Source organism: Rhizobium sp. J15, from assembly GCF_002531825.1.
Taxonomy (GTDB): Bacteria; Pseudomonadota; Alphaproteobacteria; order Rhizobiales; family Rhizobiaceae; genus Rhizobium.
The window spans coordinates 93,017-105,357 of record NZ_NWSX01000011.1 but is presented as its reverse complement, the minus strand read 5'-3'; the positions used below and the strand labels follow the sequence as shown (position 1 = coordinate 105,357).

Annotated in this window: 12 protein-coding genes; 3 read left to right on the top strand and 9 right to left on the bottom strand. The window is 62.5% G+C overall.

Features of this window, described 5'->3' with window-relative positions:
- Window positions 1–3 precede the first annotated feature (3 nt).
- A complete protein-coding gene (locus tag CO670_RS12590) occupies window positions 4–381 on the bottom strand; it encodes a DoxX family protein (protein WP_097590543.1) in 378 nt (125 codons plus the stop codon).
- 238 nt (window positions 382–619) lie between these two features.
- Between CO670_RS12590 and mprF the strand changes: the two genes are divergently transcribed.
- Together mprF and CO670_RS12580 are read left to right on the top strand one after the other, a co-directional pair.
- Window positions 620–3,223, top strand: a complete 2,604-nt coding sequence (gene mprF / locus CO670_RS12585; RefSeq protein WP_097590542.1) for a bifunctional lysylphosphatidylglycerol flippase/synthetase MprF — start codon at window positions 620–622, stop codon at window positions 3,221–3,223.
- Window positions 3,220–4,602: an AcvB/VirJ family lysyl-phosphatidylglycerol hydrolase gene (locus tag CO670_RS12580; protein ID WP_097590541.1), complete on the top strand. Its 1,383-nt coding sequence runs from the start codon at window positions 3,220–3,222 to the stop codon at window positions 4,600–4,602. Before mprF ends, CO670_RS12580 begins: the two co-directional genes overlap by 4 nt.
- 93 nt (window positions 4,603–4,695) lie before the next feature.
- Here the strand turns inward: CO670_RS12580 and CO670_RS12575 are convergent, their stop codons facing one another.
- The 8 genes from CO670_RS12575 to ruvC all read right to left on the bottom strand — a co-directional run bounded on the left by CO670_RS12575 (window position 4,696) and on the right by ruvC (window position 9,689).
- The gene (locus tag CO670_RS12575) at window positions 4,696–5,259 is read right to left on the bottom strand and encodes a DinB family protein (protein WP_097590540.1); all 564 of its coding nucleotides are present in this window, start codon (window positions 5,257–5,259) and stop codon (window positions 4,696–4,698) included.
- A gap of 39 nt (window positions 5,260–5,298) precedes the next feature.
- Complete coding sequence (locus CO670_RS12570) at window positions 5,299–5,805, bottom strand: NUDIX hydrolase (protein WP_097590539.1); 507 nt, start codon at window positions 5,803–5,805, stop codon at window positions 5,299–5,301.
- Window positions 5,806–5,811: 6 nt separating this feature from the next.
- Complete coding sequence (locus tag CO670_RS12565) at window positions 5,812–6,714, bottom strand: metallophosphoesterase (RefSeq protein ID WP_097590538.1); 903 nt, start codon at window positions 6,712–6,714, stop codon at window positions 5,812–5,814.
- On the bottom strand, window positions 6,715–7,755 hold the full coding sequence (gene ruvB, locus CO670_RS12560; protein ID WP_064708805.1) for a Holliday junction branch migration DNA helicase RuvB: 1,041 nt from the start codon (window positions 7,753–7,755) through the stop codon (window positions 6,715–6,717).
- Between the two features lie 82 nt (window positions 7,756–7,837).
- Window positions 7,838–8,452: a Holliday junction branch migration protein RuvA gene (gene ruvA / locus CO670_RS12555; RefSeq protein WP_088677958.1), complete on the bottom strand. Its 615-nt coding sequence runs from the start codon at window positions 8,450–8,452 to the stop codon at window positions 7,838–7,840.
- Between the two features lie 12 nt (window positions 8,453–8,464).
- Window positions 8,465–8,881 carry a type II toxin-antitoxin system VapC family toxin gene (locus CO670_RS12550; RefSeq protein ID WP_097590537.1) on the bottom strand — a complete coding sequence of 139 codons (417 nt, stop codon included), beginning with the start codon at window positions 8,879–8,881 and terminating at the stop codon, window positions 8,465–8,467.
- On the bottom strand, window positions 8,862–9,125 hold the full coding sequence (locus CO670_RS12545; protein ID WP_088686462.1) for an AbrB/MazE/SpoVT family DNA-binding domain-containing protein: 264 nt from the start codon (window positions 9,123–9,125) through the stop codon (window positions 8,862–8,864). The genes CO670_RS12550 and CO670_RS12545 overlap by 20 nt, the downstream gene beginning before the upstream one ends.
- Window positions 9,126–9,179: 54 nt before the next feature.
- The gene (gene ruvC / locus CO670_RS12540; RefSeq protein ID WP_097590536.1) at window positions 9,180–9,689 is read right to left on the bottom strand and encodes a crossover junction endodeoxyribonuclease RuvC; all 510 of its coding nucleotides are present in this window, start codon (window positions 9,687–9,689) and stop codon (window positions 9,180–9,182) included.
- A 243-nt stretch (window positions 9,690–9,932) separates the two neighbouring features.
- Here ruvC and CO670_RS12535 point away from each other — a divergent pair, with 243 nt between their 5' ends.
- The gene (locus CO670_RS12535; protein WP_097590535.1) at window positions 9,933–12,248 is read left to right on the top strand and encodes a methyl-accepting chemotaxis protein; all 2,316 of its coding nucleotides are present in this window, start codon (window positions 9,933–9,935) and stop codon (window positions 12,246–12,248) included.
- The last annotated feature ends 93 nt before the right edge of the window (window positions 12,249–12,341 follow it).

The window sequence follows — 12,341 nt, the reverse complement described above, 5'->3', positions numbered from 1 at the left end:
CGCTCACATTGCGCTGGCGGCTGCGACCAGCAGGCCGCCGATGATCGCCATGTTGCTTTTCCAGCTGTTGATGGCGCTGTCACGCGCCGTTTCCTGCATGTCCCAGAAATTCAGCAGCATCACGGAAGCGGCAAGCGTGAAGATGATGAGGCCGAAGGCGGCCGGGACGACGCAGAGGCCGAGCATCAGCAGCAGACCGGCGGCGATCTGAAAGAGGCTGCCAGCTATCAGCACCCATTTCGCAAAAGGGACGCCGCGGGCTTCGATGGCGTCGGTTATCGGCACGATGACGAAAAAATGATGAATGCCGCCTGCGACGAAAAGACCGCCGAGCAGCAGTCTGCCGACGACGAGCATCGTGAAGGCCAGCCCATCTTGCATGTCTAATCCTTCTCTCGCTTCTCAAACCCGCATCATCGTTCGCAACGCTCTGCGCAAGCTTACGAAAATGCAATGTGCCCGCCAGGCTCGCCTGCGCAAATTCGCCCCAATTGAGGATGATGGAGGCGCTGGCGGCGGGGCCGGGTAGCGACGGCATTTGCTTCATGCAGCTTATATGCCTCCCATGCTACGTCTTTGAAAATGATTCCCGCAGGGCTGGAAATTGCGCAGGTAAGAGATGTCGGGGCACGGCAATTTGGAAGAGATGGAAGAGGCGGAGGGGTTTTCCTTTCGCGGGCTTTTCAGGCGTTACAGGACGCCGCTGACGGCAGCCGCGACACTCGTGGTCTTCTGCCTGGTCGGTTACGCGATCATGCAGCTCACCAACGAGGTGCGCTATGACGACGTCGTCGCCGCGCTGGCGGCGACCAGGCCGAGCGCGATCCTGCTGGCGCTGTTCTTCACGGCACTTAGTTTCCTCGCACTGATCTTCTACGACCTCAACGCCATCGATTACATCGGCAAGAGGCTGCCCTTCCCGCATGTGGCGCTGACGGCGTTCAGTGCCTATGCGGTCGGCAACACCGCCGGCTTCGGCGCGCTTTCGGGCGGCGCAATCCGCTATCGCGCCTATACCCGCCTCGGGCTCTCGCCGGAGGATATCGGCCGGATCATCGCCTTCGTCACGCTCTCCTTCGGCCTGGGGCTTGCCGGCGTCGCGGCAATCGCCCTCATCATCATCGCCGATCAGATCGGGCCGCTGATCGGTGTCAGCGCCTTCCTTCTCCGGCTGATCGCCGGTTCGATCATCGCCATTCTCGGAGTGGTGATGATCGTCGGCCGGGACGGCCGCGTGCTCGATCTCGGCGCGGTCACGATCCGCCTGCCGGATTCGCGCACCTGGTCGCGCCAGTTCCTCGTCACCGCTTTCGATATCGCCGCCTCGGCCTCGGTTCTCTACGTGCTCCTGCCGCAGACCGCGATCGGCTGGCCGGTCTTCCTCGCCGTCTACGCGATTGCCGTCGGTCTCGGCGTGCTCAGCCACGTTCCGGCCGGGCTCGGCGTGTTCGAGACGGTGATCATCGCCTCGCTCGGCAGCGCGGTGAACATCGATGCCGTGCTCGGATCGCTGGTGCTTTACCGGCTGATCTACCACGTGCTGCCGCTGTTGATCGCCGTGCTCGCCGTCTCGGCGGCGGAACTTCGCCGCTTCGTCGATCACCCGGCCGCCTCCAGCGTGCGGCGCATCGGCGGGCGGCTGATGCCGCAGCTGCTTTCGGCCTTAGCGCTGCTGCTCGGCGTCATGCTGGTGTTTTCGAGCGTCACGCCGACGCCGGACCAGAACCTCGAATTCCTCTCCAACTACCTGCCGCTGCCGATGGTCGAAGGGGCGCACTTCCTCTCCAGCCTGCTCGGGCTCGCGCTCGTCGTCGCCGCGCGCGGCCTCGGCCAGCGCCTCGACGGCGCCTGGTGGGTGGCCGTGTTCTCGGCCGTCGCCGCGCTGACCTTGTCGCTCCTGAAGGCAATCGCGCTTGTTGAAGCGGCCTTTCTCGCCTTCCTCGTCTTCGGGCTCTTCGTCAGCCGCCGGCTCTTCACCCGCCACGCTTCGCTGCTCAATCAGGCGATGACGGCGTCCTGGCTGATGGCGATCGCCGTCATCATCGTCGGCGCCGTCGTCATCCTGCTTTTCGTCTATCGCGACGTCGAATACAGCAACCAGCTGTGGTGGCAGTTCGAATTCACCGCTGAAGCGCCGCGCGGTTTGCGCGCCTTGCTCGGCATCACCATCATCTCCTCGGCGATCGCCATATTCAGCCTGCTCCGGCCGGCGGCCTTCCGGCCGGAACCGGCGACGGAAGAGGCGCTGGCGCGTGCCGTGGAGATCGTCGGCAAGCAGGGCAATGCCGACGCCAATCTGGTGCGCATGGGCGACAAGAGCATCATGTTCTCGGAAAAGGGCGATGCCTTCATCATGTACGGCCGGCAGGGCCGCTCATGGATCGCGCTGTTCGATCCGATCGGCGATCATCGCGCCGTGCAGGAGCTCGTCTGGCGTTTCGTCGAAGCGGCGCGCGCCGCCGGCTGCCGCGCCGTCTTCTACCAGATCTCGCCGGGGCTGCTTTCCCATTGCGCCGATGCCGGCCTTCGCGCCTTCAAGCTCGGCGAACTGGCGGTGGCCGATCTCCGGGCGTTCGAAATGAAGGGCGGCAAATGGGCGAACCTTCGCCAGACGGCGAGCCGCGCCCAGCGCGACGGGCTGGAATTCGCAGTCGTCGAACCGCAGGATGTGCCCGGCATCATCGATGATCTCGCCGCCGTTTCCACGGCCTGGCTCGAACATCACAACGCCAAGGAAAAGGGCTTCTCGCTCGGTTCCTTCGATCCCGATTACGTTGCCTCCCAGCCGGTCGGCATCCTGAAGAAGGACGGCAAGATCGTCGCCTTCGCCAATGTCCTCGTCACCGATTCCAGGGAGGAGGGCACGATCGATCTCATGCGCTTCTCGCCGGACGCGCCGAAAGGGTCGATGGACTTTCTCTTCGTGCAGATCATGGAATATCTGCGCAATCAGGGTTTTTCCCATTTCAATCTCGGCATGGCCCCTCTCTCCGGCATGTCGAAACGCGAGGCGGCGCCCGTCTGGGACCGCATCGGCAGCACCGTCTTCGAGCACGGCGAGCGCTTCTATAACTTCAAAGGCCTTCGGGCATTCAAATCCAAGTTTCATCCGCACTGGCAACCGCGCTATCTTGCAGTTTCCGGAGGAGGCAATCCGATGATCGCGTTGATGGACGCGACTTTTCTGATCGGGGGCGGATTGAAGGGGGTAGTGAGAAAATGATCAGGACAATCCTTCTTGCCACGGCATGCGCCTGCATGCTCGCGGCCGCACCGGCGAGCGCCGCCGAAGAGACCACGCAGAGCTTCGAAACCGGGCTCATCCCGTCGCCGCACATCTTCCTGCCGGAAGGCGAAGTGAAGGGCACGGTCATGCTGATCTCGGATGCCGCCGGCTGGGGCGACTATGAGAAGGGCGAGGCCGACAGGCTGGTTTCCGAAGGCGCCGTCGTCATCGGCGTCGATTTTCCCTCTTATATCCAGGCGCTCAGCCGTTACGACGTCAGCCTCAATGATGGCTGCATCTACATGGTCTCGGACATCGAATCGCTGAGCCAGCAGGTGCAGCGCGCGACCGGCAACAATGCCTATCACCTGCCGATCGTCGCCGGCATCGGCGAGGGCGGGGCCCTGGCGCTGGCCATTGCCGCGCAGACGCCGGATGCAACGATCGGCCAGACGCTCGCCGTCGATCCGAAGGCCGGCATCCCGCTTGCCCAGGAGCTTTGCACGCCGGCTTCCAAGCAGGTCGTCGGCCAGCGCACCATGTATGGCCTCAGCGACGGCGCCCTGCCGGATCCGATCGTCACCGTCTTCACGCCCAATGCCGACAAGGATGGCAGGGTGCATGCCGAAGCGCTGAAGAAAATCCATTCGGCGATGGAGATCCGCGACACCACCGACGATGCGCAGACGGTGTTTGCCGATACGCTTGACGATCTCGTCACCGCATCGGGCGCCTTCGGCAATCCGCTTGGCCTGCCGCTGGCGGTGCTCGAAGCCACGCCCGCCTTCGATACCATGGCGATAATCTATTCAGGCGATGGCGGCTGGCGCGACATCGACAAGGAGGTCGGCGGCACGCTGCAGAAGGAAGGCATTCCCGTCGTCGGCGTCGATTCGCTTCATTATTTCTGGTCGGAGCGCAAGCCGGAAGAAACCGCCAGCGATCTTTCGAAGATCATCGATTTCTATCGCAAGCAGTGGAAGGTGAAGCACGTGCTGCTCGTCGGCTACTCCTTCGGCGCCGATGTCGTGCCCGCGACCTATCAGCTTCTCAAGCCGGCCGAGAAGTCCTCGGTGGTGCAGCTGTCGCTGCTGTCGCTCTCGCACCAGGTCGATTACGTCATCTCCGTTCTCGGCTGGCTCGGCCAGAAGACGGAAGGGGCGGGAGGAGACCCGGTCGGCGACCTGAAGAACGTCGATCCGAAACTCGTACAGTGCATCTATGGCAAGGATGACGACGACGATGTCGCTTGTCCGGCGCTGAGGGATACCGGCGCCGAAGTGGTCGAACTGCCCGGCGACCACCATTTCGACGAGAATTACGATCTTCTCACCAAGTCGATCATCGACGGGCTGAAAAAGCGGCTGCAAAACTAAAGCACGTCGCGATCTCTCAGATTCGCTCGCCGCGTTTTAGGTCTTTGTTTTTACACGCGTCGTTATCGCAAAACCGCGCTTGCGCGACAGGCTTTAACGCATCAGCGTTTCCTCGTTCCAGCCGAGGTCGCCAAGCTCCCTGCCGCGAAACCGCGCGTCGTCGGCGACGATGAATTCGTCAAGCTGCGGCGGGGCGACGCTGGTGCCGGCAAGCATCGCATGGACCTGGCCGCGATGATGGGTCTGATGCTGGAACAGGTGGGCGAGCACATCGTCCATCCGCTCTTCCTGGATGCGGTCGCCACGACGGAGCCTGACGATCGAGATCAGCCTTTCCGGCGTCAGGGCTTCGCAAAGGTCGATCAGACGCTGATCGACCTTTGCCTGCGCTTGCGCCAGTGACTCCACATCATCGAAGGGTTCGTCGACCTCGAAGGCTTGAAACCCGAGCGTACCGCCTTCCATGCCGTCGACATAGAACCAGTCGACCGTGATGATGTGGTTCAGGGTTTCCTTGATCGAAGGAAAGAAGCTCGTGCGCGGCGCTTCGAATTCGCCGGGCTTCAATGCCGCGCAGGCGTGGAGCAGGCGGCGGTTGGCAAGGGCGTTGTTGTAGGCGAGTTTGCGAAATGACCTGACAGGATCGAAGGTCGGCATCGGCGCATCTCCTCTTCAAGCGCTTCCGGAACGTTTGCGTCAATCATCGAGATTGCCGTCGTGCCAGACGAGATGACGGGGTGCGGCGGGCAGGTTCTCGATTTCCTCGGCGATAAAATAGGGCGGAATGTCGAGCGCGGTCAGGGCCGTGCGCGTTGCCGATACCCATTTGAATTCGAGATGGTTGTCGCCGTCCTCGACGCGATGGATGATTTCGTGCGGCCGAAACGGAAATTCTTCTGGGATTTCCATCAGATAGTAGAAGCCGAGCTCGTGCCAGTCACGCTGTTCGTAATGGAAAAAGTTCTCGACGACCCAAAGCAGCCGGGAGATGGTGACGGCGACGCCGAGTTCCTCCATCATCTCCCGCTTCAGCGTTTCTTCCGAGGTTTCGCCGATTTCCGCCCTGCCGCCCGGAAAGGTCCAGAAGGGCTCGTGCACGGCGCGGTGAACGAGCACGTGTCCATCGCGAAAGCCGAGGCCGGCAATGCGGTGGTTGAAACGCGCTGCGCCCGCAGTCAGGCGGATGGGAGTGCGCTTGGTCATGTCAATTTATCCGAGATCGATGACGACGATTTCCGGCGGCACGCCGAAGCGGACCGGTGCAATGGAGCAGCCGAGGCCGCCGGAGACGATGATATTACGCCCCTCCTCGACGATGTGGCCATAGGCGTAGCGATTGCCGTAACGCGAGGGGACGACCGGTGAACGGCCGAGAAAGCGGATCTGTCCGCCATGCGTGTGGCCCGACAGCGTCAGCGAGACGCGCTCGGGCACGCGCGGAAAGATATCGGGCTCGTGGGCAAGCAGGATGACGGGTGCGTCGTCGGTGACCTGAGCCATGGTCCCATCGAGATCGTCGAGGCCGAGTATTTGCGTGCGGCCCCACTTCTTCCCCGGCAGCAGCGCCAGCTGATCTTCGAGCCCCGCAAGCCAGAAGCCGTGGCCATCCTTATCGAGCCGGACGGCGCGATTGGCGTAGACCGAAATCCCCACGCCGGCGAGCGCCCGGTGTCCGAAGGTTTCCATCCCGCCGTTCTTCTGGGCGGTCCTGTCTTCCCACCAATCGTGATTGCTCATGATCGCATGCACGCCGAGCGGGGCTTGCAGGGTGGCGAGCGCCTTGGACCACTGGCTCGAATGCACGTACTGCGTCACCATGTTCATGCCGGCGGCATAATCGCCGAGCAGAACGGTCACGTCGCCTTCGAGTTCGTTGGCCTTGCGGCAGATCGCGGCAATGCGGTCTGCCGACATCCAGGGTTCGCAGGCATGGATATCCGCGAGCGCGACGACACGGAGCTTGAGGCCGGGTGTCCATCCCGGCGGCGTCAGCCGGTAACGGGCAATGCCGAGTCGCGCCAGCGGTTCATAGGCGAAGGCGTAACCACCCAGCGACATGACACCTGTGATACCGCCGCCGACAAGCTTGAAAAATCCGCGGCGGGTGATCACTCAGTCGTCCTCCTGAAACAGCCGGAACTGCGCAGCCTCCATGTCCTTGGGCGGTTGCATTCCGAGATGTTTCCACGCGATTGCGGTCAGAACACGGCCGCGCGGCGTGCGCTGAATGAAACCCTGCTGGATCATATAGGGCTCGATGATGTCCTCGATCGCATCGCGCGGCTCGGAAAGGCCGGCGGCGATGGTTTCGATGCCGACCGGGCCGCCGCCGAAATTGACGGCGATCATGTTGAGGTAGCGCTTGTCGAGCTGGTCGAGGCCGACATTGTCGACCAGCAGCCGGGTCAGCGCCTCGTCGGCGATCTCGCGGGTGACGGCCTCGGCTCTTGCCACCTCGGCGAAATCACGCACGCGCCGCAGCAGCCGGCCGGCGATGCGCGGGGTGCCGCGGGCGCGCCTGGCGATCTCGCGGGCGCCTTCATCGGTCATCGGCAGGTTCATCAGCCGCGCGCCGCGGCGCACGATCAGCTCCAGCTCTTCGACGGTATAGAAGCTGAGCCGCACCGGGATGCCGAAGCGGTCGCGCAGCGGCGTGGTCAGCAGGCCGAGCCGGGTGGTGGCGGCCACCAGCGTGAATTTCGACAGGTCGATCTTCACCGAGCGGGCGGCAGGGCCTTCGCCGATGATGAGGTCGAGCTGGAAATCCTCCATGGCGGGATAGAGGATTTCTTCGACGGCCGGGTTGAGGCGATGGATCTCGTCGATGAAGAGCACGTCGCGCTCCTCGAGATTGGTGAGAAGGGCAGCGAGATCGCCGGCCTTGGCGATGACGGGACCCGACGTCGAGCGGAAATTGACGCCGAGTTCCTTCGCCATGATCTGCGCCAGCGTCGTCTTGCCGAGGCCGGGCGGGCCGACGAAGAGCACGTGGTCGAGCGCCTCGCCGCGGTTCTTCGCCGCCTCGATGAAGATCTTGAGATTGGCGCGGGCTTCCGCCTGGCCGGTGAATTCGTCCAGCGATTGCGGGCGCAGCGTGACATCAAGGTCTTCGCCCCGCTTTTCCGGCGATATCAGTCGGGCGGGTTCGCTCATGCTTTCATTCCGTTTTGAAACCTGTCACAGCAATACACCAAAAATCGTCTGCCTCGACATCCAATCATCGGGTTTCCGGCCTTCACCGCGCCAATTCCTTCAATCCCAGCCGGATCAGCTTGGCACTGTCGGCTCCTTCGCCGGCCGTCTTCATGGCCGCGGCAACGGCATTCGCCGCCTGGTCCCTGCTGTAGCCGAGGTTGGTCAATGCGGACACCGCATCGGCAACCGGTGCGGCGGCGACGCCTTCGCCGAGCTCCTGCTTGAGCGCGATATTGATCGCTTCCCCGGCATAGGCCGGCGCCCGGTTCTTCAGTTCGGTGACGAGGCGCATCGCCACTTTCGGGCCGACGCCTGGTGCGCGGGAGACAGCGGCGCGGTCCTGCAGGGCGATCGCATTGGCGAGTTCGCCCGGCGTCAGCGTCGAGAGCACGGCGAGCGCCACCTTGGCGCCGACGCCCTGGACGCTCTGCAGCAGGTTGAACCATTCCCGCTCGAGCGCGCTCATGAAGCCGAAGAGCTTCAGCTGATCCTCGCGCACATAGGTCTCGATGAAGAGCACGCAGGCTTCGCCGGCCGAGCCGAGCTTGGATAGGGTGCGGGCCGAGCAATAAGCGACGTAGCAGACGCCGTGCACATCGACGAGCACATAGTCTTCGCCGATCTCGTCTATGGTGCCTTTCAGCTTGCCGATCATGGTCGCGGTCTCTCAGGGGTGCGTTTGGGGAGAAATGATGTCCAAATCAGGGAAGTAGGAACGGTATCGCGCGCTATCGCGCGTCAGGAGCCGGTGCGATCGAACGAGGGCATGCGCTCCGATGAAGAAATCCGGTAGGGTGCGCTCGCGCAGGCCGCCGCTTCTTCGGTATTGCGCATGCGCCATGCCTGCTCGATAGGCGGCGGAGAACGGCAGGGCCTCACGGACCAGATTTAACCGCGACAGGAGAAAGACCAGAGTTTCCTCGCGCGGGCTCACGCTTGCCAATTCCGCCCACACGACCGGCGTCATGATGAATTGCGAATCCGGCCGCAACGCGCTCAAGGCCCGTGCGGACCATTCCCTGAAGGGATTATCCGGACCGAAGATATCGATGAAGACATTCGTATCAACGAGGACCGAGGTCATCGCGTGGTCCCCTCAACCATTCCATGAATTCATCGGTGGTCATGCCGCTGGTGTCGAGGGTCCCGCTCATGCTGCCGAGCCAGGATTCAAAATCGTCCTGCGACGGTTTCGTGCGGCTGGATAGAACGACGAGACGGGCACCTCTTTCGTCGGCAATGAAATCCACCTCGGATCCTGGCCCGATCTTCAAACGGTCCCTGATGTCCTTGGGAATGGTCACTTGGCCTTTTTCGGTCACACGCATGGTAATACCTCTCAGGTATTACTTATCATCGAATGGGAACAAGTCAAGAACAGATTAGCCGGCCAATGCCTGGCGCATCCTGGTGCCGCCGCGATTGTGGGCATGGCAAATGGCGATCGCCAAGGCGTCGGCGGCGTCATCGCCCTTGAATTCGACCTTCGGCATCAGGATCTTCAACATCATGTGAATCTGCTGTTTTTCGCCATGGCCGACGCCGATGACCGCTTTCTTCACCGCGTTCGGGGCATATTCGGAAACCGGCAATCCGGCGCGGGCCGGCACCAGCATGGCGATGCCGCGGGCCTGGCCGAGCTTCAGGGTCGCCACCGCGTCCTTGTTGACGAAGGTCTGTTCGACGGCGGCTTCATCCGGCTTGTAAGCGTGAACGATATCGGCAAGCCCGTCATGCAGCTGGCAGAGGCGGGAGGCGAGGTCCATCTCGCCGTCTGATGTCACCGTGCCTGACGCCACGAACTTCAGCGAATTGCCCAATGTATCTATGATTCCCCAGCCGGTGCGGCGAAGGCCGGGATCGATGCCGATGATGCGAATCGTATTTTGCATGGTTCAACCTATAGCGATTGCGAAATAAGTGCCATTGATAAGTGAACAAAACAAAAACACCTTTGGTTTTAGGATGCGCCATTTACCGCGAATTAAAACAGATGCTTGAATTCTAGTGTCGAATACGAAGGGGGTCTCGTGTCGCAATGAGATAAGCCCCCGATGTTCTGTTTAAAGATCAGTCGATCAGGCATGCGCTGCGTGTCCATGCCGGCAGGCATGTTCAGAAGGGGTTCGTCGTACATGGCTCAGAGATTTCAATCCCTGTCCTTCAAGGTCATTGCCACATTCATCCTGATGACCGTGCTGTCGATCGCGGTGATCGACGTGCTCGCCTATTTCGCCAGCAGCCGCATCTCAGACGAGCAGGCGCTGAAGGCCAAGGAGAGCGTGCTGATCTTCCGCGGCGACATGTTGCAGGACCAGCTGGCGCAGCTCGAGAACCAGGCCAATTCCATTGCTCGCATCGAGGCGCTGCAGATGTCGATCACCAGCCTGAAGAGCGGCTGGAAGACCATCGAGAAGACCTCGGGCAATGCCCGCGCCGAACTGAAGAAGGTCTTCATCACGAACAATCCCAACCCGGCCGACCAGCGCGAGAAGCTGATGAAGCCGGAGGGGCCGAGCGGCTTCTATTATTCAAACCATGAGAAGACGCAGAGCGAAGTCGCCCGCGACCTCGAGGATACCGCCTTCAGCGATCTCCTGATCGCCGATCTCGACGGTTCCGTCCTCTATTCCTACAAGAAGGAAGACGACTTCGCCGAAAACCTGAAATCGGACGCCTGGAAGACGACCGGCGCCGGCATCGCCTTCGCCAAAGCGATCGAGAATACCGCCAAGGCGACCGATGACGCTGCGCCAACGGGATTTTCCGGCCTGCGCGTCGATGCCGCCAGCGGTACATCGGCAATCTTCTATGCCGTGCCGATCGTTAAGCTCGGAGCGGCCAAGGGCATCATCCTGTTCAAGGTGCGCGAGGATATCGTCACCAGCATTCTTGCCAAGGGCATCATCCAGGGCAGCACGGCGCGGGCGGCGATCGTCTCCGCCGATGGATCCGCTGTCGGCCTCGATGCAAGCGGCAGGCTTGCGACGCTCGATGCGGCACCCTTCACCTTCATCAAGGATGCGCTTGCCAGTTCGGCGATGACGGTGGCAGATTTCGACCGGGCGGATGGCGCGGCCCGCGCCTATGTCCGCGGCATCGACTATCGCGGCGACCGCTTCCTCGTGGTCGAGAGCGTGCTCCTGAGCGAACTCAATGCCGGCTCGATCGAGATCGCCGCCCTGCTGACGATGATCGGCGTCGGCGTGCTCGTCGTCATGTCGGTTGCGACGGGGCTCGTCACTAATTTCCTGTTTTCGCCGCTCGCCCGGCTTGCCGGCGTCACCCGCGATGTCGCCGATGGCAAGCTCGACAGCGAGATCGGCAGCCTGAACCGCAAAGACGAGATCGGCACGATGGCGAAAGCCCTCGCCCGCTTCCGCCAGTCGCTGATCGAAGGCCGCGAACTCGAGGCCGCGAGCGAAGAGACGCGCCTGCAGGCCGAGCAGGACCGCCAGCAGAACCTTGCCGAACGCGAGGCCGAGGCGAAGTCGCTGCAGCAGGTGGTCGAGGCGCTCGACGAGGGCCTGCATCATCTGGCGAACGGCGATCTCGCCTATCAGATCGATACCCGCTTCCCGAACGAACTCGAAAGCCTGCGCGTCAATTTCAACGAGGCGCTCGCGACGCTCAGCGAGACCATGACGGCGATCGGCGGTAACTCGATGGCGGTGCGCGCCGGCTCCGAGGAGATGCGCACCGGCGCCGACGAGCTTGCCGGGCGCACTGAGCGCCAGGCCGGCTCGATCACCGAGACGGCGAATGCGATCAGCGCCATCACCCAGTCCGTCCGCCGGCAGATCGAACGGGCCGAACAGGCCGAGCGCATCGCCCGCGACGCCAAGAAGGAGACGACAGGCTCCGGCCAGATCATGCGCGAGACGATCGCGGCGATGGAGGCGATCCAGGCCTCGTCGCGCCAGATCAATACGATCATCTCCGTCATCGACGATATCGCCTTCCAGACCAATCGTCTGGCGCTGAACGCCGGCGTGGAAGCGGCGCGCGCCGGTGAATCCGGCAAGGGTTTCGCCGTCGTCGCCATGGAAGTGCGCGAACTCGCCCAGCGCTCATCGAGCGCGGCCAAGGAAATCTCCAGCCTGCTGCAGAAATCGACGCATGAAGTGGAAAGCGGCGTGTCGCTGGTGGAAAAGGCGGGTGCTGCGCTGACCGGCATCGGCGGCCATGTCGAGGCAATCAACGGGAAGATCAACGAGATCATGGAGTCGACCCGCGAGGAGGCCAATACGCTGCGCGAGATCAACAGCGCCGTTTCCGAGCTCGACGCGATGACTCAGCAGAACGCCTCGATGGTCGAGGAAACGACGGCGGCGATCCACCGGCTGGCGTCGGAGGCCCTCGAAATGGACCGGCAGCTCGGCAACTTCACGCTGCCGCCCGGCCACCACAAGCCGAGCGCCGAGGTGCATGTGCTGCGGCGCCACCGGTAAGTCGCCGTTCCGATATGCGACAAGGGCCGCCTTCGCGCGGCCCTTTTTGTTTGCCTGCACGGTTTGGAATGGCGGCGGCGCCAACCTACATAG